This window comes from Smaragdicoccus niigatensis DSM 44881 = NBRC 103563 (assembly GCF_000380645.1).
GTDB lineage: Bacteria > Actinomycetota > Actinomycetes > Mycobacteriales > Mycobacteriaceae > Smaragdicoccus > Smaragdicoccus niigatensis.
On record NZ_AQXZ01000015.1, the window covers coordinates 333,155 to 355,767 of the forward strand.

The 22,613-nt window shown below is 65.4% G+C and carries 17 protein-coding genes, 1 tRNA gene and 1 pseudogene; 5 read left to right on the top strand and 14 right to left on the bottom strand.

Annotated elements, in window-relative coordinates; all coding sequences use genetic code 11:
* The first annotated feature begins 23 nt into the window (after positions 1-23).
* Together F600_RS0110230 and F600_RS0110235 are read left to right on the top strand one after the other, a co-directional pair.
* On the top strand, positions 24-3,884 hold the full coding sequence (locus F600_RS0110230; RefSeq protein ID WP_026306383.1) for a Pls/PosA family non-ribosomal peptide synthetase: 3,861 nt from the start codon (positions 24-26) through the stop codon (positions 3,882-3,884).
* Positions 3,884-5,191, top strand: coding sequence for a M1 family metallopeptidase (locus tag F600_RS0110235; protein ID WP_026306384.1), 1,308 nt, complete (start codon positions 3,884-3,886; stop codon positions 5,189-5,191). The genes F600_RS0110230 and F600_RS0110235 overlap by 1 nt, the downstream gene beginning before the upstream one ends.
* Before the next feature lie 66 nt (positions 5,192-5,257).
* Here F600_RS0110235 and F600_RS0110240 read toward each other — a convergent pair whose 3' ends face one another.
* Both F600_RS0110240 and F600_RS0110245 read right to left on the bottom strand, forming a co-directional pair.
* Positions 5,258-6,520, bottom strand: a complete 1,263-nt coding sequence (locus tag F600_RS0110240) for an MFS transporter (RefSeq protein WP_018160523.1) — start codon at positions 6,518-6,520, stop codon at positions 5,258-5,260.
* Positions 6,521-6,589: 69 nt separating this feature from the next.
* Positions 6,590-6,787 carry a hypothetical protein gene (locus tag F600_RS0110245; protein ID WP_018160524.1) on the bottom strand — a complete coding sequence of 66 codons (198 nt, stop codon included), beginning with the start codon at positions 6,785-6,787 and terminating at the stop codon, positions 6,590-6,592.
* Positions 6,788-6,901: 114 nt separating this feature from the next.
* Between F600_RS0110245 and F600_RS0110250 the strand changes: the two are divergent.
* A pseudogene (locus F600_RS0110250) lies at positions 6,902-7,357 on the top strand (nucleoside/nucleotide kinase family protein); the annotation flags it as partial.
* Here the strand turns inward: F600_RS0110250 and F600_RS0110255 are convergent.
* Complete coding sequence (locus tag F600_RS0110255) at positions 7,354-8,736, bottom strand: MFS transporter (RefSeq protein ID WP_018160526.1); 1,383 nt, start codon at positions 8,734-8,736, stop codon at positions 7,354-7,356. The pseudogene F600_RS0110250 and the gene F600_RS0110255 overlap by 4 nt on opposite strands.
* Positions 8,737-8,822: 86 nt before the next feature.
* On the opposite strand from F600_RS0110255, the gene F600_RS0110260 reads away from it, so the two are divergent.
* Entirely contained in the window at positions 8,823-9,434 is a 612-nt protein-coding gene (locus F600_RS0110260) for a MerR family transcriptional regulator (RefSeq protein ID WP_162141408.1), read from the top strand.
* Here the strand turns inward: F600_RS0110260 and F600_RS0110265 are convergent.
* The 11 genes from F600_RS0110265 to F600_RS0110315 all read right to left on the bottom strand — a co-directional run bounded on the left by F600_RS0110265 (position 9,431) and on the right by F600_RS0110315 (position 19,905).
* Positions 9,431-10,036 carry a response regulator transcription factor gene (locus F600_RS0110265; RefSeq protein ID WP_018160528.1) on the bottom strand — a complete coding sequence of 202 codons (606 nt, stop codon included), beginning with the start codon at positions 10,034-10,036 and terminating at the stop codon, positions 9,431-9,433. The genes F600_RS0110260 and F600_RS0110265 overlap by 4 nt on opposite strands.
* Positions 10,033-11,145 (bottom strand): sensor histidine kinase, encoded by a 1,113-nt coding sequence (locus F600_RS0110270; protein WP_026306386.1) that lies wholly within the window; start codon positions 11,143-11,145, stop codon positions 10,033-10,035. Before F600_RS0110270 ends, F600_RS0110265 begins: the two co-directional genes overlap by 4 nt.
* Before the next feature lie 14 nt (positions 11,146-11,159).
* Positions 11,160-11,942 carry an ABC transporter permease gene (locus F600_RS0110275; protein WP_018160530.1) on the bottom strand — a complete coding sequence of 261 codons (783 nt, stop codon included), beginning with the start codon at positions 11,940-11,942 and terminating at the stop codon, positions 11,160-11,162.
* On the bottom strand, positions 11,939-12,862 hold the full coding sequence (locus tag F600_RS0110280; protein WP_040630955.1) for an ABC transporter ATP-binding protein: 924 nt from the start codon (positions 12,860-12,862) through the stop codon (positions 11,939-11,941). Before F600_RS0110280 ends, F600_RS0110275 begins: the two co-directional genes overlap by 4 nt.
* Before the next feature lie 68 nt (positions 12,863-12,930).
* On the bottom strand, positions 12,931-13,788 hold the full coding sequence (locus tag F600_RS0110285; protein WP_018160532.1) for a PfkB family carbohydrate kinase: 858 nt from the start codon (positions 13,786-13,788) through the stop codon (positions 12,931-12,933).
* 3 nt (positions 13,789-13,791) lie between these two features.
* Positions 13,792-14,460, bottom strand: coding sequence for a hypothetical protein (locus tag F600_RS0110290; protein WP_018160533.1), 669 nt, complete (start codon positions 14,458-14,460; stop codon positions 13,792-13,794).
* 109 nt (positions 14,461-14,569) lie between these two features.
* Positions 14,570-14,645: transfer RNA gene (locus F600_RS0110295), tRNA-Thr, on the bottom strand.
* Positions 14,646-14,813: 168 nt separating this feature from the next.
* Complete coding sequence (locus F600_RS0110300; RefSeq protein WP_018160534.1) at positions 14,814-16,004, bottom strand: DNA polymerase III subunit delta'; 1,191 nt, start codon at positions 16,002-16,004, stop codon at positions 14,814-14,816.
* Positions 16,005-16,013: 9 nt separating this feature from the next.
* Complete coding sequence (gene topA, locus F600_RS0110305) at positions 16,014-18,830, bottom strand: type I DNA topoisomerase (protein WP_018160535.1); 2,817 nt, start codon at positions 18,828-18,830, stop codon at positions 16,014-16,016.
* Between the two features lie 162 nt (positions 18,831-18,992).
* Positions 18,993-19,565: a hypothetical protein gene (locus F600_RS0110310; protein WP_018160536.1), complete on the bottom strand. Its 573-nt coding sequence runs from the start codon at positions 19,563-19,565 to the stop codon at positions 18,993-18,995.
* 136 nt (positions 19,566-19,701) lie between these two features.
* On the bottom strand, positions 19,702-19,905 hold the full coding sequence (locus F600_RS0110315; protein ID WP_003935252.1) for a cold-shock protein: 204 nt from the start codon (positions 19,903-19,905) through the stop codon (positions 19,702-19,704).
* Positions 19,906-20,257: 352 nt separating this feature from the next.
* Here F600_RS0110315 and F600_RS0110320 point away from each other — a divergent pair, with 352 nt between their 5' ends.
* Positions 20,258-22,576 carry a DEAD/DEAH box helicase gene (locus F600_RS0110320; RefSeq protein WP_018160537.1) on the top strand — a complete coding sequence of 773 codons (2,319 nt, stop codon included), beginning with the start codon at positions 20,258-20,260 and terminating at the stop codon, positions 22,574-22,576.
* Positions 22,577-22,613: the final 37 nt, after the last annotated feature.

Genomic DNA, 22,613 nt, shown 5'->3' on the forward strand with positions numbered 1-22,613 from the left:
GAGAGCGTGGGATAACCACATTCATGCCCGTCACACCTGAGGTGGCCGAAGCCTCAACGCTCGTCGTGCCGAGCGAACTCCTGCGGTCCCACTGCGCGCCCGCAGCCCGCACGCTGATCGACATCCTGCACACGACGGCGACCATCTACCCCGACGCACCCGCCCTCGACGACGGTGAACAAACCCTCACCTACCGCGAGATGATCGAGCACATCGAGGACGGCGTCCGCTGGCTCGACCGCAAGGGCGTGCGCGCCGGCGATCGCGTCGGCATCCGAATGCCGTCCGGCCAGAACGCGCTCTACCTTTCGATTCTCTGTGTTCTTGCCGCGGGTGGTTCGTACGTTCCGGTCGACGCCGACGACCCCATTGAACGTGCGCAAATGATCTTCGAAGAAGCCGAGTGCCGAGCGATCATCACCGCGAAGGGCATCAGCACCTCGCGGCCTCGGCGCTACGGCCGGACCCGTCCGCCCACTCCCGATTTCGACGCGTGGGTCATCTTCACGTCCGGCTCGACCGGCCGGCCGAAGGGCGTCGCGGTCACGCACCGCAACGCCGCGGCATTCGTCGACGCCGAAGCTCGGATGTTCCTTCAGGACGAACCGATCGGCCCGGGCGACCGCGTGCTCGCCGGTCTGTCCGTCGCGTTCGACGCGTCCTGCGAAGAGATGTGGCTGGCCTGGCGCCACGGCGCGTGCCTCGTGCCGGCACCGCGCGCGCTCGTGCGCAGCGGAACCGACCTGGGGCCGTGGCTTGTCGCGCACTCAGTCACCATCATCTCGACCGTGCCGACGCTGGCTGCGCTGTGGCCAGAGGAGGCACTGGATTCCGTTCGACTGCTCATCTTCGGCGGCGAAGCCTGCCCGCCGGAACTCGCGGCGCGACTGTGCAGCGACGGTCGCGAAGTGTGGAACACCTACGGCCCGACCGAGACGACCGTCGTCGCGTGCGGTACCCGCATGACCGGTGACGGACCGGTGTCGATCGGCTACCCGCTCGACGGCTGGGACCTCGCGGTTGTCGACGAGACCGGCGCACCCGTTGCGCCGGGCGAACCGGGCGAACTCGTCATCGGCGGCATCGGCCTGGCCCGCTACATCGACCCCGAGAAGGACGCCGAGAAGTACGCTCCCGCAACGAAACTCGGCTGGACGCGCGCGTATCGCAGTGGCGATATGGTCCGTCTGACGGACGATGGACTTGCCTTCGTAGGTCGCGTGGACGATCAGGTGAAGATCGGCGGCCGCCGCGTCGAACTCGGCGAGATCGACGCCGCGTTGCGTTCGCTTCCGGGCGTTCACGCCGCCGCGGCGACCGTTCGCACGACTCCGGCCGGAGCACCTCTGCTCGTCGGGTACCTCGCGGCCGACGAAACTTTCGACGTCGAGGCCGCGCGCGGTGCGCTTGCCGCGCTGCTCCCCCAAGCCCTCCTGCCCCGGTTGGTCGTGCTCGACGAACTGCCCGTCCGCACGTCCGGCAAGGTCGACCGCAACGCCCTGCCGTGGCCACCACCCGGAAGTGACGACGAGTCCTCCGAGCTCACCGGCACGGCCGCGTGGATCGCACACCAGTGGAACGACGTCCTGGGCACGTCGGGCCTCGGTCTCGACGACGACTTCTTCCGACTCGGCGGCGGTTCCCTCGCGGCCGCGCGGCTCGTCTCCAAGCTGCGCGCGCGGTTCCCGCAAGTCGCCGTCGCCGACCTGTACGACCATCCTCGCCTCGGGTCACTCACCGAACGGCTCGAGGGCATGCGCCCGACCGCACCGGCCGATCCGCGAATCGTTGCCCCGACGCCGAGGCGGGCTCGCGTCGTGCAGGCGCTCGCGCTGCTTCCGCTTCAGACCTTGACCGGCGTGCAGTGGCTCACCTGGCTCGCCGTGATCAGCGGAGTGGCCCATTTGCCGTGGCTACCGAAGGTCTCCTGGGTGTGGGTTGCGCTGGCGTTCGCCGTGTTCGTCACGCCCATCGGACGCATGATCATCGCCGTGCCCGGCAGTCGAATACTGCTTCTCCGGCTCAAACCGGGTGACTACGCACGCGGCGGAAGCGTTCATCTCCGACTGTGGGCGGCGCAGCGATTGATCGAAGCCAGCGGTGCGGAGAACCTCTCCGGGGCACCGTGGATGGCCGTGTTCGCGCGTGCTCTGGGCGCGAAGATCGGCCACGGCGTCGACCTCCACACCCTGCCGCCGGTGACCGGATTCCTCGAACTCGGCGAAGGCAGCGCGATCGAACCCGAGGTCGATCTGTCGGGTTACTGGCTCGACGGCGACATCCTGCACGTCGGACGCATCAAGGTCGGATCGGGCTCGGTGATCGGATCGCGTTCAACGCTCCTGCCCGGCACCGAGATCGGGACCGGCGTCGTGGTGGAACCTGCGTCCGCGGTGCTTGGCGCGATTCCGGACGGACAGCACTGGGCCGGTTCACCAGCGGTGAAGCACGGCAAGACTAAGTCGGTGTCCTGGCCCGGCCACCGCCCTCCCCTCGCCCGTCGGTGGGTCGTGGCGTTCGGGCTGATGTCGGTGCTGATCTCGGCCCTGCCGATGATCGCACTGGGTGCCGGCCTCGGGGTTCTCGCAACGGCCATCGGAGACGCCCCTACCCTTCGCGACGCTGTAATCGCACTCGTGCCGTTCACCCCGATCGCGGCGGTCGTCAGCTTCGGCGTGCTCGCGGTGCTCATCATCATCTGCGTCCGCCTGTTGTCGAACGGAATCACCGCCGGCCATCATCCGGTGCGCAGCCGCGTGGGCTGGCAGATCTGGGCGACCGAACGAATCATGGATCTGGCACGGACGTACCTGTTTCCGCTGTACTCGAGCCTCTTCACGCCGGTGTGGCTGCGCCTTCTCGGCGCGCGGGTCGGTAAGAACACCGAGATCTCGACCGCCCTGGTGATCCCCAAGTTCACGACCATCAGCGACGGCGCATTCCTTGCCGACGACACCATGGTCGCGAGCTACGAACTCGGCGGCGGCTGGATGTACGTCGGCGAGGCGAAGATCGGAAAGCGCGCATTCCTTGGCAACTCGGGCATTGCTGCGCCCGGTCGCAAAGTCCCGAAGAACGGACTCGTGGCCGTCCTGTCGAGCGCACCGTCGAAGGCGAAGGCGGGATCGTCGTGGCTCGGCAGCCCGCCGGTTCGCCTGCGCCGCCGGGCCGGTGAGGGGCACGACCGGCGTACCTACGCGCCTCCGCTCTGGCTCAAAACCCTCCGCGGCTCCGTCGAAACGCTGCGCATCATCCCGGTGATGATCTCCTTTGCGCTCGGAATCGCGGTTCTCACGGCACTCGCCTGGCTCGCGACGACGTTCGGGATCGCGGTGGCGGCGCTTCTCAGCGGTGTCGTTCTCGGCGCGGCAGGCCTGTTCGCCGGAATCGTCACGGTCATCGCGAAGTGGTTGCTCGTGGGTCGCATCAAACCGAGAGAACGCCCACTCTGGAGTGGCTTCGTCTGGCGCAACGAGATCGCTGACACGTTCGTCGAAACCGTTGCGGCCGTGTGGTTTGCGAACGCCGCGACCGGGACGGGCGTGCTCAACACCTGGCTGCGACTGCTCGGCGCACGGATCGGGCGCGGGGTGTGGTGCGAAAGCTACTGGTTGCCCGAAGCTGATCTCGTGACCCTCGAAGCCGGCGCGAACGTCGATCGCGGATGCGTGGTGCAGACCCACCTCTTCCACGACCGCATCATGGCGGTCGACTCGGTGACACTGCGTGCCGGTGCCACTCTCGGACCCCACGGCGTGGTGCTGCCGGCATCGGTCATCGAAGCCGGTGCGACGGTCGGCCCAGCTTCGCTCGTCCTCCGTGGAGACTCCGTTCCGGCGTCGACACGCTGGCAGGGCAACCCGATCGCACCGTGGGGGCCGTGATGTCGTCCGAAGACGCTCCCCTCGACAAGTACCTCCCGCAGAACGGCAACCGCGGCTATCGGGTCTCGCGCTATGACCTGAACATCGAATACAAGATGTCGTCGAATCGCATCGCGGGCACCGCGCTCATCGAGGGGTACGCGACCGAGTCGCGAGACAAGTTCTCGTTCGATCTCTCGCCGCACCTCACGGTGTCGAAGGTCATCGTCAACGGCAAGCGGCCAGAGCGCTTCGTGCACCGCGCCGGGAAGCTGCGGATCTCTCTCGGCCACAAACGCAAGACCGGCGACGCCCTGACCGTGCAAGTCAATTATGCGGGCACCCCCAAGCCGATCAACGGGCCGTGGGGTTCGGTCGGTTGGGATGAGCTGACCGAAGGCGTCATCGTCGCAAGCCAGCCCAACGGTGCGGCGTCCTGGTTCCCGTGCAACGACCACCCGAGTTCGAAAGCCAAATACCGGATCACGATCACCACGGACAGCCCGTACTACGCGCTCGCGAACGGCAAGCTCAAGAGCACGCGGACCAAGGCGAGCCAGCGCACCTGGGTGTACGAACTGAACGAACCGACGTCGAGTTACCTCGCGACGGTCCAGATCGGCCGTTATGCACGACACCAGATGGACAAGGGTGACGTGCCGATGTACGGCGTCATTCCGCCGCGTCTGCGCAAGATCTTCGACCACGATTTCGCCCGTCAGCCGAAGATGATGAAGACCTTCACGAAGCTTTTCGGGCCGTTTCCGCTGGACAGCTACACGGTGGTCGTCACCGACGACGAGTTGGAGATCCCCGTCGAGGCGCAGGGCATCTCCGTGTTCGGCGCGAATCACTGCGACGGCCGGCGCGGCTGGGAACGACTGATCGCGCACGAACTCGCGCATCAGTGGTTCGGCAACAGCGTCACGTCACGGCAGTGGTCCGACATCTGGCTGCACGAGGGTTTCGCGTGCTACGCCGAGTGGTTGTGGTCGGAGGAGTCGGGAGGCTCGACCGCGGACGTTCTCGCCAAGTCGGCGCGCGCATCGCTGGCGCGGCTTCCGCACGACATCGTCCTCGGCGACCCCGGCCCGAAGCACATGTTCGACGACCGGATCTACAAGCGCGGGGCGATCATGCTCCACGCCTTGCGGCTCGAACTCGGCTCCAAGAAGTTCTTCGAACTCGTCCGCGAATGGACGAAGAAGAATCGACACTCGACCGTGACGACGGCCGACTTCAAGCGGCTTGCCGCGAACTATTCGAAGGACTCGCTCAAGGGCTTCTGGGACAAGTGGCTGGATCGTAAGGATCTGCCGAAGCTCTAGGGGGCTCGGCACCCTCAGGTCCCCAATTCCGCGACGGAAAACCAGCGTGAGGGTGCCGAGCTGCCGTCACGCCACTTCCACGACGTCCCGATTGACCCGGTACCGCACGAACGCCGGGAACGCGAACACCGCGACCACCATTCCGAGGATCACCAGCACGCCTCCGCCAGCCGCCGCGGTGGCTGCTCCGACCATTGCTGCCGCCGTCCCGTGCACCGCGTCGCCAAGACGTGGTCCGCCCGCGACGACGACGATGAACACTCCCTGTAGTCGGCCGCGCATTTCGTCGGTGGCGACCGTCTGCAGCATCGTCGACCGCATGGCCGCGGAGAACATATCGGCAGCACCACCGAGCGCCAGCAGCGCGACCGCCAGCCACAAGAAGGCTCCGTGCCCGTTCGACAGTGCCACCACCACGCCGAAGCCCGTCATCGCCAGACCCCATACGACGATCGACACAATGACCATGCGGCCTTGGCGTTCGACTCTCGGGAGCCAGCCGGAGAAGACTCCGCCGATGACGGCACCGATCGCAATGCCCGCGAACAACAGGCCCAATGCCAGGCCGTTGTCTCCGAACGACTCGCTCGCGATCTGCGGGAACAACGCGCGCGGCATACCCGCGACCATCGCGATGATGTCGACGACGAACGACGCCAGCAGGATTCGCTGCGTCGTCAGGTAGCGGAATCCGTCGAGAACCGCGCGCACGCCGGGGCGCTGGACCTCCCCGAGCGGTGGAATCGGCGGCAGCAGAACCGTCGCCCACCAGGTGACAAGGAGGGCGATCGCGTCGACCAGGTAGAGAGTCTGCAGTCCGACGACCGGGATCATCACGCCCGCCAACAACGGACCTGCGATCGCACCGACGTTCATGACCGTGAAGTTCAGCGAGTTGGCGGCCGGCAATTGTTCGGCCGGGAGCAGTCGCGGAATTATCGCGCCCCGAGTCGGTTGGTTGACCGCGAAGAATGCCTGCTGCACCGCGAACAGCGTCAGCAACAACCACACGTTCCCAACGCCGAGCGCAGCCTGCAGCCAGAACAGGATCGAGGTCACCACGAGTCCGGTCGTGGTGACGAGCATCAGCTTTCGACGGTCGAGCGCGTCCGCGAGTGCACCGCCCCACAAGCCGAAGGCGATGAGCGGCACCAGCCCGAAGATGCCGGCGAGGCCGACATACGCCGAGTTGTGCGTGATGTTGTAGATCTGGACCGGGACGGCGACGATCGTGAGCTGCGCACCGATCGTCGTGATGACTCCGGCGGACCACAGGCGTCGGTAGTGGTGATTCTGCAAGGGGGTCAGGTCCGCGAAAACCCTGCTCACCGCGTCACCCCCAGCACCCCGTCCGACAATCGTTGACGGGTGCAACCAAACTGGCAGGCCGTATGTTCCCTACGGAACCCAGTAGCGGGCAGCTAGCTGCTCGATCACTGGATCATCGTCCGATGCACCGTCAAGAGCGGCGAGGTCAGCGGCAACTGCGAGGAGACGCGGATCGTCGGTCTCGGCTTGACTGACCGGACGGCCGCCATCCTCGGAAATCTGCCGCAGCAGCTTTACCCGTATCCGGGATCTGAGGGAGTCGTCCATTAACCGACTATGCGCCGAATTCGTTCCGTTGTCACTACTTTGGGATTCGTGTACATCATTGGCATTGCCGGTCCGCCGGGGTCCGGCAAGTCGACGTTCGCGCGTCGGCTCGCCGAACTCATCGGCGCTGGTCTAGCGCCGATGGACGGCTTTCATTTCACGAATTCCGAGTTGGCCCGACGGAATCTCGACGGAAGCAAAGGTGCACCCGAGACCTTCGACAAAGCGGGATATGTGGCGGCCTTGCGCGATCTTCGCGCCGGCATACCGGTCAGCTGGCCGACCTACGATCGGGACGTTCACGAACCGGTAGCCGGACCGCCGATCACCAGCGACATCGTGGTCACCGAGGGCAATTACCTGTTGCTGTGGCCCGCGGTGAAGCCGCTGCTGGACACCTGCTGGTTCCTAGCCGTCCCCGACGACGTCATTCGGGAACGGCTCTTCGCTCGGCACGTTCAGGGTGGAAAGTCCGAGAACGAGGCCAGGCGAAAGGTCGCCCAGGATCTCGACAACGCGTGCCTCGTCAACGGGACGATCGAGCGCGCTGACCTCGTATTGCGGACCTAGGCGGCCACGAGCTCTTTCTCCCGCTCGGGCACCTTGCGGGTGATGAACAGCGCGGCCACACCGGACAGCAAGCCCGCGGTGATGCCGAAGTCGTACGCGTGGTCCGAAGCGGTGAGCGCTTCCGCGAGCGACGTCGGGGTACCGATGATCGCAATCACGACAGCCGTACCGACGACCGCACCGAACTGCCGGAACGCCGAGTTCACCGCGGTCGCGGAACCGAACTCGGTGGCCGTGAGGTCACGCACTGAGGCGGCGCCGAGCGTCGGGAAGGCAAGTCCGATACCGATACCGATCAGGATCTGACCCGGCAACCAGGTGCCGAGATAGTCCGGCACGGCGTCCGTCGTCCGCAGCACCACGAGGCCGAGCGCGTAAATGATCGCACCAGGCACGATCACGACGCGATGGCCGTACTTGTCGGCGAGCTTGCCGGCCGGCACCGCGATGAACGTGCTGGCGAGCGGGCCGGGAACCACGGCCAGACCGGCCGTGAGCACCGAGTACTGCCACACCGAGGTCAGGAACAGGATGTTGCCCAGGATCATCGAGAAGAAGGCGACGGCAAAGAAGAACGTGCCGATGCTGCCGCGACGGAAGCTCTGCACCTTCAGCAGGGCCGGGTTGATCACCGGCTGCGGATGGGTCGCGCAGCGGTAGACGAGGACCGCGAGGAAGATCGCCGCGGCGACGAACGAGCCGATGATGCGCGGGCTTCCCCAGCCCCAGGTCTCCCCCTCGACGATGCCGAGTGCGAGTGCACCAAGACCACCGGCGGTGGCGACGATGCCGATGAAGTCCGGCAGATGAGTCGACGCGTCCGAGGACTCGACCAAGGCACTGCGGCCGAGCAGGTAGATCCCGATTCCGATCGGGATGTTGACCAGGAAGATCCAGCGCCAGTCGGCGACGTCGACGATCAGACCGCCGAGCGGCGGTCCGGATGCTGCGGCCAGCGCCGAGGCTGCACCCCAGATTCCGACTCCCGCCGAACGCTTCTCGATGGAGAACTCCGGCAACAGGAGGGCGAGCGAAACCGGTGCAATGACTGCTGCGGCAACACCTTGCAGCACCCGCGCGCCGACCAGGAACTCCCAGCTCGGGGCTATCGCGCACAGCACAGACGTGACGATGAACCCGGCGAGCGCAGCGAGGAACACCCGCTTGCGTCCGAGGCGATCGGCGAGTTCACCAGCGGGTACGAGGAACGCCGCGATGACGATGAAGTAGGCGTCCAGCACCCACGAGAGATCGGATCGCGAGGCATCAGGGAAGTGCTCGGCGATGTTCGGGAAGCTCACATTCACGATCGTGGTGTCGAGGAACGCGAGGAACGCCGCCGTGCAGATCGCGATGATCGCGCGGGTACGTCGGGACATATTCGTCTCCGGGAGGTGGTATTGGATAGTTTGGATATCTAATACTGGATAGTTCGCCTATCTAATGTCAAGATGGTGTGATGTGGATGGCTGAACTGGCTGCCCGATCCGGGCTGAGCGTCGCGACGATCAAGTACTACTTGCGCGAGGGCCTTCTGCATTCCGGCGAGGCTGTTGGTCAAACCCGCACTCGCTACGACGATTCGCACGTTCGTCGACTGCGACTGATCCGGGCGCTGACCGACGTCGCGAACCTTCGATTGGACACGGTCCGCTCGGTCATCGAGGGCATCGAACAGGCAAAGTCGTGGCCGGAGGCCGTCGGGAGTGCCCACCGCCGTCTTGTGCCCGAACCCCTGACCGCTCCGAGCGACGCCTCACTGGCCAGGGTCGACGGTCTTCTCGACCGACGCGGATGGACGTTGCGTGAGGGTGGGCGCCACCGCGAGACCCTCGCCCACGCGCTCGATACGGTCGCGGAACTGGGTGACGAAGTCGACGACGAACTCCTCGACACCTACGGCGACGCGATGGCCCGGGTCGCGACGGTCGAAACTGCTCGACTCGACCCTTCCGATCGTGAACGCGCGGCTGAGCTGGCCGTAATGGGAACTCTGCTGCTCGAGCCGGTGCTGCTCACCGTGCGACGAATCGCGCAGGAAAATGCCGCGCGAGCAGCACGCGGAGAGTCGATCTAGAGCCAGCCGTTTTCGTCGGCGATCCGGATCGCCTCGGCGCGATTCTGTGCGCCGGTCTTTCCGATCGCGGCGGACAGGTGGTTGCGAACGGTTCCGACCGAGAGGAAGACCCGGGACGCGATCGTCGCCACCGCCGCGCCGTCACGTGCGGCCTTGAGTACCTCGGCCTCGCGTGGCGTGAGCGGAGACTCCCCCGCGGCCAGGCTGTCGGCCGCCAGAACCGGGTCGACAACGCGCAGACCAGCATGAACGCGGCGCACCGTGTCGGCGAGTTCTGCTGCCGGGGTGTCTTTGACGACAAAGCCCTCGGCCCCCGACTGCAGCGCCCGGCGTAGGTAGCCCGGCCGTCCGAACGTGGTCACGATGACGACCCGAACGCGCGGATGGCGCTTCTTGAGCACAGCGGTTGCAGCGATCCCGTCCATGCCCGGCATTTCGACGTCGACCAACGCGACGTCGGGCTGCGATGCGTCGACCAAGGCGAGCAATTCCTCCGCTGAGCCGGCCTGGCCCACGACGTCGAAGTCCGGTTCGAGGCTCAGGAGTGCGGCCAACGCACCCCGAACCAACGCTTGGTCGTCGGCGAGGATGAGTCGGATCACTGCGCGACCTCGACGCGCAGTCGGAAGCCGGGGTCAAGCGACTGTGTCACCACGCGCCCGCCGACGATCTGCGCACGTTCGCGAAGTCCCGTGAGCCCGATGCCCGAACCGTCCGGCGTGCCGCCCTGTCCGTCGTCGCTGACCTCGACCGAATCCGGGTGCAGGACGACCGTGCAGTTACGGGCGCCGCTGTGACGCAGCACGTTCGTCACGCCTTCCCGAATCGACCACGCGAAGAGTTCGCGCAGTTCAGTGGGTACATCGTCGGTGGTGTTGGGCAGCCGAGAACGGATATTCGCCGCCGATAGCGCCGACCGGGCCCGCGCGATCTCGCCCGAAAGCGTGATCTCCCGATGTCCCGCGAGGGTGCGCCGGACGTCGGACAGAGCGTCCCGCGAAAGGCGCTCCAAGTCCTTCAGTTCATTTCGGGCGCGTTCGACATCCACGTCGAGCAGTCGATTCGCAAGCTCCGCCTTGACCGTGATGACGGTGAGCGAGTGCCCGATGATGTCGTGCAGATCCCGGGTCAGCTTGTTGCGGGCCTCGGCCGCGGCCAGCCGGGTGTTCTCTTCGCGGACCTCCATCACCTCGATGTTGCGAGCGATCGCGGTCCGGATTCCCCACACGGCGAGCGTTGCGACGGCAATGCCGAACAGCAGGCCGCGGTCTTCGTTCCATCCCGGGATCAGGATTCCGGATGAGTACGTGACCGCGGCAACGGCAGCCGCGACGACGAGTCCATACGGAGCCCGGAGACACATCACGCCGAGAACCGCGATGTACACGGCCGTGGCCGTTCCGGCCTGGCCCACAAGCAGACAGATGGCGACACCGAGTACGGCTTGCGTCGAGACGAGCGGGATTGCGGCTTTGAGCGGGATATGACGCTGCAGCGGCGTTCCCGGCAGGCGTCCCGGTATGAAGACGAAGGCGCTGATATAGATCAGTGCGAACAAAATGGTCGCCGCAATGCCGATCCCGCCGCGGATATCGTGGCGGGCCCAGGCGGCTTCGATCGTGCTCGACAGGTAGATCAACCAGATGCCGGCCATCACAGCCCGCCAGAGTCCTCCTCCTCGGGAGAACTCTGGCGGGTCGGATTCGATCATGTTGTTCACGTTACTTAGACGCGAGAGGTGTCTTTGCTCATTCGCCACGCGGCGAGCCCGACGAACACGACCAGCCAGCCGATCGCATTGACCAGCGCGTACCACGGCAGTTCGTGGGTCAGTGGCGAGCGAGCGACTTCGGCAACGCCGTACATCGGCGTGAAGACCGCGACGTGCCACACCGTCGAACCCTCCGTCAGTGGGATGAAGACGCCGCCCAGGAACGACAGCAGAGCCAGACCAGGTCCGAGGAACTGCATGGTGTTCTCGCCGGGCAGCAGGTAACCGACCGCCAAACCAAGGGCCCCGAAGGTCAATGTGCAGGCGAGCGTCACGACAGCGCACTCGATCCACACCGAGTTCGGCATGTGTGCGACGCCCTGGAATCGGCCGACCACGTTGACTGCCGTGATCGACAGCGCCGACATCGCCACGGCGACAATCGCTTTCATGCTGATGTAGGACACCGGGTGGAGCGGCGTCAGGCGGAGCTGACGAGACCAGCCCTGAGCCCGCTCGATGGCGACCATCGAACCGGCCGCAGCCGCGGTGAGCGCCGCGCCGTACAGCGCCATGCTCACGAGGATGTAGGCGGCGACATTGCCCGAGCCAACGGTTTGGGCGCTTTCCTTCTGCTGGCTCAACACCAGGAGCATGGCGACCGGGAGTACCAACGTGAAGATCACGGTCCGGCGGTTACGAAGAAGGCGCTTGAGTTCGATCGACAGGACGGTCAGGTTGAAGCCGCCCCAGCGTGGGACCGTGCGCTCCGAGATTTCAATCGTCGTGGTGGTCATCGGTCGCTTCCTTTCGAGGCGGTGAGGGCGATGAAGGCATCCTCGAGGCCGCGTGCGGTGATCTCGAGGTCGTGGGCCGGCGTCGAGGTGAGGAGATAGCGGGCGACGGCGTCGGTGTCCCGCGCGTGGACCAGAACGGTGTCACCGCGCAGTTCGACGTGGTCGACTCCGTGGATGCGTGACAGTACGTCGGAGTTGGCACCCGGCCAGGTGGCTCGAACCGTGCGGCCCGCCGCCAGCGCCTTGACCTGCGCGCCGGAGCCGTCCGCGACGATCTGACCGTTGCTGATCAGAACGATCCGGTCGGCGTACTGGTCGGCTTCTTCGAGGTAGTGCGTGGCGAAGAGAACCGTCCGGCCGCGGTCGGCGTCCGCCCGAATTGCCGACCAGAAGGTCCGGCGCCCCTCGACGTCCATTCCGGTCGTCGGCTCGTCGAGCACGATGAGCGCCGGGTCGGAGAGCAGAGCCATCGCGAATCGCAGCCGCTGCTGCTCACCGCCGGAGCACTTCGCGACCTTCCGGTTCGCGATCGCGGAGATGCCGGCATCGTCGAGCACCTCGTCGACGCTGCGCGAATGTGCGAACAGGCTGCCGGTGTACGTGAGGGTCTCGCGGACCGTCAGGTCCTTGAGGAGTCCACCCGTCTGCATGACCGCCGAGACGAGGCCGTGGGCGACCGCATCGCGCGGCTTCATTCCGAAGACCGAAACCTCGCCGTGGCTCGGCTGCGACAGCCCGAGAATCATGTCGATCGTGGTCGTCTTGCCGGCGCCGTTCGGGCCGAGGAAGGCGACGACCTCGCCGGGGTGGAGCTCGAGATCGATCCCGCGAACCGCGGAAACATCCCCGAAGTTCTTGCGCACCCCGTCCAGCTGCACCGCAAGGGTGGTGCTGCGAGGTTCGACAGTTGTCTGAGTCATGCATCTACTGTCGCCTGCGGCAGGCCCCGGGACTTAGGGCAGACGTCACCACCCACCCATGACATCTGTCAGCTGTTGAGTGCGTCGATCCAGGCTCGGGTGCCGAATGATTCGGTGGATCGAGAAGCGACCTTCGACGCGTGTTCGACCGCAGCGAGGTCATCGAGGCCGGTCGCGAGGAAGTGACAGAACGTCCCGTGGAGGATGTCGCCGGCGCCCAGGCTGTCGATAGCGTCGACTTTCTCGACCGCGATCAATCCCCGGCTTTCCGTCGTCGCGTACTCGATCGATCTCGCGCCATGGGTAATGGCGACGAGCCGAGGTCCTAGCGCACAGATGTCAGAAATGTCGGCCGTCCCGGGAGGCTGAAAACCGGCCGCACAGATCGCGATGTCGGTCAGCGGGAGAAGGCGTTCGAAAACCGGCTTCCAGCGCCCGGCGTCGAGCACGACGGGAACGCCGGCACGCTGGGCGGCGGTAGCCATCCCGATCGCCACTTCGGGGTGATGCCCGTCGACGAGAAGAGCCGCCGCGTTGTCGAGATGATGTGCGAGATCGTCGCTGAACGGAGCGGCGGTCTGCGAACCGTCGATCGACACGACCGTCCTCGAGGCGGTCGAGGACGCGACGACGATCGACGAAATCGGCGGCTGGCCAAGTGCGCGCGGTGTCGTGTCGACAACCTCGACGCCGTGGGTTTCAACGTCGACGCGAATGAGGTCAGCGATGGCACAGCGGCCCAGCGCAGTGATGAGAACGGCCTCGGTGCCGAGGGCCGCGCACGCCACCGAGGCGTTCAGCGCTGGCCCACCGCCCGCGGTGAACTGTTCACGCGCGAGGTTTTTCGAGTCTTCGTGGGGGAACTCGTCGACCAGGTACGCGAGGTCGAGCGTCGACAGTCCGGCGAACACCACATGCGGAGCCACAGGCTAAAGCGCCAGGCGGATGCCGGTGAACACGATGTAGATGAGCATGACGATCTCGAGGACGACGTAGACGGCTGCCCAGTGCCCGAGGTCGACGACCATGTCCTTCGCCGTGTAGCGCGCTCCCGGGAACCGAACCTCGAGTTCCTTTTCTGTGGTCCGGCCGATGTCGACGGGTTCCCGACCGAGGAGTTGCCACAACGCGGTCAGGTCCTTTGCGGAATACTCGCGGGTCAACAGGACCGGACGCTCCCCGGCTGTACCCGTGACCACATACGCACGCCTCGGGAACGTCGGCACGTCGCTCGCCGCGCGTCGAGGAGGTAGCTGGGCCATCCAAACGCCCGAGATGGAATCCAGCGAGATACTGCGGACCTTTAGCCGCTGCGCGTTGACGACCCCGAAGTCGAAGCGATCGACGACGAGACGCTCGTTCGACACCGCCTGGATCGCGGGGAGCAGCAGAAGCACGAGCGCTGGACCGACCAACGCGCAAACGAGTGCACCGATATAGAAAACCCAGTTCATCGGCCGGAAGGACAGCAACCAGAACGCCCCGAAGACCAGCATGAGGCCAAGCGGCAGCGCAACGATGATGCAATAGGCGATCGTGATCCCGCGCGCTACCGCACGGGGTCGTGTCTGCCACATATCGACCGGTCCGCTGTACATGGGCATCTCCGCCTTGCGCCGAGAAGCGTGGTGTAGGAGCAGGTTATCGCGGTTGGGGTTCCCCCGGAATGCGAAAACGGTCTTGGACCAAGAGTCCAAGACCGTTTCGTGGAGCCGCCCAAGGGAATCGAACCCTCGACCTGCTCATTACGAGTGAGCTGCTCTACCGACTGAGCTAAGGCGGCGCGCTGTTTCCAGCGTTGGAGAGTCTAGCGGGTTGAGAGTGCTCAAACGAAATTGGGCGTGTTCCCCTCGACCGGTGGTCATCGGGGGACAAGTCTCGCGAAAACTGGCTTGTACAAACCTCCGGGTTCGTACAAGCGCCCCCGCGAGGGTTTGTCGCCCCGGCCGACTCAGTCGAGCCTCGTTGCGGCACCGAGGGTCGCCACCAACGAAGCCAGTGCGAACTTTGGCTTGACGTTCGTCGCGAGCGCCTCGCGGCAGTCGAGGATCGCTTCGAGGCACTTGAGCAGTCCCTCTGGTGGAACCTGGGCAAGGCGTTGCGCTTCCTCGGCGAAGTCCGGATGCGTGGGTGTCGTCGGCGCGGCGAACGATGCAGCCAGCGCGTCCCGATAGAGCCCGGCGAGGTCAATGAGCGCGCGATCGTAGGTGTCGCGGATCGTGCGAGTCTCGCGCGATTTCTGCCGCTTCTCGAGTTCGCCGATGGCCCCCTTGATGCCGCGCGTGGCGGCCGCTGCACCCTTGCCCGTGCCGCCCGCACCCATGGAGACCATGAGCTCGTCGAGTTCGCGCTGATTGAGTTCGGCGGCGACCCGCTGACCATCGGCAACCGCATACTTGTCGGTTTCGGCTGCGGCGGCATACGCGGACGCTGGCCGCTGCGCAGCAGACGCGATTTTGAGCGCTTGGATACGCCGCTCGCGCGCCTCCGGGTCCGTGGCGAGCCGCCGTGCCCGCCCGACGTGTCCACCCGACACGGACGCCGCCCACTGCGCCTTTTCGGGCTCGAGCCCGTCTCGTTCGATGAGGACCTGCGCGATCGCCGCCACCGGCGGGGTCGCGAGGTGAACATGACGGCACCGGGACCGGAGAGTCACCGAGAAATCCTCGGGGTCGTCGGTCGGAGCGCACAGCAGCATGACCGTGCGCTCGGGTGGCTCCTCAACCATCTTGAGCAGCGCGTTTGCCGCACTCTCACTGAGCCGGTCGGCGTCTTCGACGATCACGATCTGCCACCGACCGGTGGTCGGCCGGCGACTGGCGATGTTGATCATCTCGCGAACTTGATAGACCGCGATCGACAAACCATCCGGAATGATGCGCCGGACATCGCCGTGCGTGCCGGCGAGCGTCGTATGGCACGCCGAACACGACCCGCACCCAACCTCATCCCCCGTGCACTGCAGGGCGGCCGCAAAGCACAGCGCAGCGATCGAACGTCCGGAGCCGGGAGGGCCGGTGAAGAGCCAGGCATGCGTCATCGCAGAGCCGGCTTCACGGATTCCACGTCGAGCCGCGGTGGCGGCCTGGGTGAGCTCAGCCTCGACGGAGTCCTGGCCCACGAGCCGATCGAAGACGGTCACGCCCTAACCCTATGGCTTGGTGGTGACAGTCTTCTTCGCGGCAGTCTTCTTGGCTGCTGCCTTGGTGGCCGTGGCCTTCGTAGCCGTCTTCTTGGCCGGGGTCTTCTTGGCCGGCGCACGCTTGACGGCCTTCTTCGGGGCCGGAGCCTTCGTCCGACGCTCGGCAAGCAGCTCGATCGCACGCTCGTCGGTGATCGACTCGACCTCGTCGCCCTTACGCAGGCTGGCGTTGGTCGTCCCATCGGTGACGTACGGGCCGAAGCGGCCGTCCTTGATGACCATCTGGACACCCGAGACCGGGTCCGTGCCGAGCTCGCGCAGCGGAGCCGCGGACGACGCGGAGCGGCCGCGTTGCTTGGGCTCGGAGTAGATCTTGAGCGCCTCTTCGAGGGTCACCGTGAACATCTGCTCTTCGTTCGTCAGCGAACGAGAGTCCGTGCCCTTCTTCAGGTACGGGCCGTAGCGACCGTTCTGCGCGGTGATCTCCTCCCCGTTCGCCGGGTCGACACCGACGAGACGCGGAAGGGTCAGCAGGCGAAGGGCATCTTCGAGAGTGACCGATTCGAGAGCCATCGACTTCAGCAGCGACGCCGTGCGCGGCTTGGGTGCGTTCTTCGGCTTGGTCGCACCCTCTTCCGGCTCAGGCAGAATCTCGGTCACATACGGACCGAAACGGCCTTCCTTGGCAACGATCTCGTGCCCGGTGTCTGGGTCGGCACCGAGCCGGATGCCTTCCTGCGGGGTGGAGAACAGCTGCTCGGCGAGCTCGGGGCTTAGCTCGTCCGCCGGGAGTTCGTCCGGGAGGTTCGCGCGCTGGGAGACCTCGGCGCCATCCTGATCGATCATCCGCTCGAGGTACGGACCGAAACGTCCCACCCGAACATTGACGGCCCGACCTTCGGCGTCGTCGAACAGCCGAATCGAGTTCACTTCCCGAGCGTCGATGTCTTCGAGGCGCTCGTTGACCATCTTCTTGAGGCCACCGGAGCGGGCGACCGAGTCCTCGGGCCCGAAGTCGCCACCGAAATAGAAGTTCGACAGCCAGGCCGAGCGATGCTCATTGCCCGAAGCGATCGAGTCGAGATCGTCCTCGACGTCCGCGGTGAAGTCGTAGTCGACGAGGCGGCCGAAGTGAGCCTCGAGCAGGCCGATCACGGCGAAGGCGACCCACGACGGCACCAGCGCGCTACCGCGCTTGTACACATAACCGCGATCGAGGATCGTCTTGATGATCGACGCGTACGTGGACGGGCGGCCGATGCCCTGATCTTCCAATGCCTTGACCAGCGAGGGCTCGGTGTAGCGCGCCGGCGGGTTGGTGGTGTGACCGTCTGGCGTGAGGGCGGTTGCGGTGACGCGGTCACCCTGCGCGAGGTTCGGCAGGCGCGATTCCTCGTCGTCGCTCTGACCGCCGGTCTCTTCGTCGACGCTCTCGACGTAGGCCTTGAGGAAGCCGGCGAAGGTGATCGTGCGCCCCGAGGACGAGAACGTGCAGTCTTCGCCCGTCGTGGCGCGGCCACCGATGCGAAGGGTGAGCGTCGTTCCGCGTGCGTCGGCCATCTGCGACGCGACCGTGCGCTGCCAGATCATCTCGTAGAGGCGGAACTCCTCTTGATCGAGGACGTGGTGCAGTTCGCCCGGGGTGGCGAACACGTCACCAGCCGGACGGATCGCCTCGTGCGCTTCCTGCGCGTTCTTGACCTTGCGGTCGTAGGTGCGCGGCTGCGGTGACACGTATTCGTCGCCGTACAGCTGGCGGGCCTGGTTCCGGGCGGCGGTGATAGCCGACTGCGACAGCGTCGTCGAGTCGGTACGCATGTAGGTGATGTAACCGTTTTCGTAGAGTCGCTGCGCGATTCGCATCGTGCGCTCGGACGAGAACCGCAGCTTGCGACCCGCCTCCTGCTGCAGCGTCGACGTCATGAACGGTGCGTACGGCTTGCGGGTGTACGGCTTCGACTCGGCGGAGACGACAGCGAGATCGACGTTGTGCAGCGCCTCGGAAAGTCGAGTTGCGTGCGCTTCGTCAAGGACGACAACGTCTTTGGATTTGAGCTTGCCGTCCGACCCGAAGTCGCGGCCGCTCGCAACCCGCGCACCGTCGACGCCGACCAAGCGGGCGCCGAAGCTGCGTGGTGCGGCGTTCTCGCCGGCGTCCAGCCGGGCGGCGATGTCCCAGTAACCGGCGCTGCGGAACGCCATGCGCTCCCGCTCACGCTGCACGATGAAGCGCGTTGCAACCGACTGCACGCGGCCCGCCGACAGCTTCGGCATGACCTTCTTCCACAGCACCGGGCTGACCTCGTAGCCGTAGAGACGGTCGAGGATTCGGCGCGTTTCCTGCGCGTCGACGAGGTTGCTGTCGAGTTCGCGGGTGTTCGCCGCGGCCGCTCGGATCGCCTCAGGGGTGATTTCGTGGAAGACCATGCGGCGCACCGGAACCTTGGGCTGAAGCGTCTGCAGCAGATGCCACGCGATCGCCTCACCCTCGCGGTCAGGGTCGGTGGCGAGGTAGAGCTCGTCGACGTTCTTCAGGAGAGCTTTGAGTTCGCTGACCTTTGTCTTTTTATCGGCGCTGACGACGTACAACGGCTCGAACCCGTGGTCGACGTCGACGCCGAGGCGAGCCCACGACTCACCCTTATATTTCGCCGGTACGTCGGCGGCGCCTCGAGGCAGGTCGCGAATATGTCCGACCGATGCCTCGACGACGTAATTGCGCCCGAGATAAGGAGCGATCTTTCGGGCCTTGGTCGGGGACTCGACAATGACGAGGCGACGGATGTTACCCGTCCCCGGAGCGGATGTTCTCTCCCGTGTCGCCACTAGCTGTCGATGCCTTCCTCATAGTTCGCTTTGCTGAGCACCGCAGTTCGAATACCTGCGTCGGCAGCCCTCAGCGATTCGGGCAGCCTCTAGCCAGAGTTACACACACTAGACCTAGGTTGTGCGTGCGGGTCCAGCACCGGCACCTTTGCCGTGCAGAAATCAGAGCTCGTCCCAACCCGACGCCTCAGGCGGTTCGCCGATCGCGTCGAGCAGTTTCGCCATTCGGCGTCGACCAGTGATGCGTAATCCCGGTGCACTTCCCCGGGCGCCGACCAATGTAGCGGCCATTCCCGCTCGCATGAGCGACCTGGCGAGCGGGTCGTGTGTTTGGGGTGCGTGCGCGTCGAGCCCGAAGAAGAATCGTTCGCTTCCGTCGGGGCGGCCGTTCGCGTAAGCCCACATTCGAAGCGCGCGGGACGTCGGCACAAATGAGTTCGGCACGGACTTCACCGCACCGCGAGTCCAATTCAGCGCCAGGCGCGTCAGCAATGGCGAGACTTCCGTGCGAACCAGCGGACGTCCTTCGCCGGATTGCACGACCTCTGCCTGAAATCCGCATTCGGTGATCATTTCCGCGATCAAATCCGCGCGCCAGGAATCCTCGACGACCGCGGAAAGACGTGCGCCACCGCGAAGCGCCAACGCGACTTGCCCCGCGCCGGCCAGCAGACCGGCAAGATCTGCAATAGCGGGCGCGGAGGTGTCCGCGGAAAACAGCGACAACTGGCGCATTCGAGGAATGCTATTGCGTTGCATGCGAAATTCCGGGCCAGAAACGCGATCGACCCCGCATCGCGTGCGCAATGCAGGGTCGATCGAGAATGTTCACGTCCTGGAGAACCGTAGTTCTCCGTCGGTAGACGTTAGATCAGAGTGCGCGAACGCCGGTGGCCTGCGGACCCTTGGTTCCCTGGCCGACCTCGAACTCAACACGCTGGTTCTCTTCCAGCGTGCGGAAGCCGCTTCCCTGGATCTCCGAGTAGTGGACGAAGACATCAGCGGAGCCGTCCTCGGGTGCAATGAACCCGAAGCCCTTTTCCGCGTTGAACCACTTCACAGTTCCCTGTGCCATCTTACTTTCCTTACCTTTCCACCGGACGGCGGACAAATCTTCTTAATCCACCGGGCCCGTTCCGGAAGTGCTGCTTTCCCGTTGACCGGATCAAGCACACCGCCCGCAACACGATCCTGCGACCCCCGAACCAGCGGTTCTAGACCTCAGAAGCTTTCGACCACGGTCAGTGAATCATGCAATTAACGCGAACAACAGTGTGGGAACTGACTTGTCATATTTTAAGTTGATCTTATATTCGTAACGAAAAATAACGCGGTCGTGACGAATTGTTGTAAATGCGATTTGCCGGCCGGTTGCAAGCATGGCCGTAAGTACTTGTCGGTCCTTCGGACTACAGTTAGCCGCGAGCATGACGATCCACCTAGACTCCCCCGCCACCTACGGGCGCGAACTGCTGCAGACCTTGTCGCCCGGGGCTACGCAGTGCCTGCGTCACGCGGTTGACCAGCCAGCACGTACTTCCCGCTTCGCCGAGTGGCCGTCGTGGGTACACGCGTCAGTTCGCGACGCGGTGGTGTCCCGCGGCGCCGAGAAGCTGTGGATTCACCAGGAGCAAGCTGCCACTCTGGCCGCAACTGGTCACAACGTCGTTATCGCCACCTCGACCGCGTCCGGCAAGTCCCTCGGTTATCAGCTTCCGGTCCTGTCTCGACTGGCTACGGACCCGATGGCCACCGCGCTGTACATCTCGCCGGCGAAGGCTCTCGCGGCCGATCAATTGCGTGCGACCGTTCGCCTTTGTGGCAGTCGGCGCGAGCTCGCCTCGATCGGTCCGTGCGCCTACGACGGCGATGCGAATCCGGATATTCGTCAATGGGCTCGCAACCATTCGCGATGGATCTTCACCAATCCGGACATGCTCCACCTTTCCGTTCTCGGCGCTCATGAACGGTGGGGTCGCCTCCTGCGCCACCTCCAATTCGTCGTGATCGATGAATGCCATTCCTATCGAGGACTTTTCGGTGCGAATGTCGCAGTGATCATGCGCAGGCTGTCACGTTTGGCCCGCCGATACGGAAGCTCGCCCACGTTCATCCTGGCGAGCGCCACGACCGCGGACCCCGCAGCCGCCGCCCACCGTCTCATCGGCGCGAGCGCCCACGCGGTCACCGATGACGGATCGCCACAGGGTGCCCGCACGATCGCGTTCTGGGAGCCCCCGGTCATTGGTGAAAACTCGATGGTCCCGGTGCGTCGCCCGGCGGGGCTCGAATCGGCACGCCTGATGGCCAAGCTCGTGACCGAGGGCGCACGCACCATCACGTTCGCCCGCTCGCGTCGCGGCGCCGAGACGACAGCGATGGCGGCCGCCGCGGCTGTCGATGACCCGGCGATGGCACGTCGGATCGCCGCGTACCGGGCCGGTTACCTTGCCGAAGACCGACGCGCCCTGGAGACGGCCTTCAGCGACGGCGACCTCATGGGCCTGGCCAGCACCAATGCGCTCGAACTCGGCATCGACATCGCCGGCATCGACGCCACCGTGATCGCGGGATTCCCCGGAACGGTCGCGTCGTTCTGGCAGCAGGCCGGACGCTCGGGCCGGCGTACCCAAGGCAGCCTCGTCGTCATGGTCGCGCGCGATGACCCAATGGACACGTACCTCGTGAACAATCCCGAAGCCGTGCTCGACCGGCCCGTCGAAGCGAGCGTTTTCGATCCGACGAACCCGTACGTTCTCGGGCCACAGCTTCTCTGCGCTGCGAAGGAGCACCCGCTCGAGTCGTACGAACTCGAATCGCTTGGTGCGGTTGCCGTCGCGGAGGAGCTTGCCGCCGACGGACTGCTCCGCCGCCGTGGCACCCGCTGGTTCGCCGTGGGTGACGACGATCCGCATGCCGACCTCGATATTCGAACCGGGATCGCCGGCCGCGTCACGATCATCGAGGCCGAATCCGGCAAGGTCATCGGGACGTGCGACACCCAGCGCGCGATGGGGACTCTCCACCCCGGCGCCGTCCACATCCACCAGGGCGACTCGTACCTCGTCGACACTCTCGATCTCGACGCCGGGATCGCGATTGTCGTTGCTGTGGAACTGGATTGGACCACCTACTCACAGTCGGAAACGGACCTCCGCGTTTCTCGGTACCTCTCGTCCGAGGACTTCGGAGAAGTGTCGTTGCACCTCGTTGAGACCGAGGTGACGAGCCGCGTCACGAGCTACCTGCGCAAGCTCCACACCGGCGAGATCCTCGACTCGATCCCGCTCGACATGCCGCCGCACCGGCTGCACACCCAGTCCGTGCTCTACACGGTCACGCCCGAGCTGTTGCAGTCCGCGGGCATCTCGCCGAGCGATGTCCCGGGATCGCTTCATGCAGCCGAGCACGCTGCGATCGGCATGCTTCCCCTCGTCGCGACATGCGATCGATGGGACATCGGCGGGGTGTCGACGGAGTGCCACGCCGACACCGGTTTGCCCTCGATCTTCGTGTACGACGGCTATCCCGGCGGTGCGGGCTTTGCTGCCCGCGGTCATGCCGTCATGCGCGAGTGGCTGTCGGCAACCCTCGCCGTGATCGATGCCTGCGCATGTCCCACCGGCTGCCCGTCGTGCGTGCAATCGCCCAAGTGCGGAAACGGCAACAACCCCCTCGACAAGGCGGGGGCCGGCCGACTTCTCAAAGCGGTGCTGGCGGAACTGGGCTATCTGCCGAAGCTCTAAGCGCGGGGTGACCGTTCTCAGAACAGGCACCTTGTAC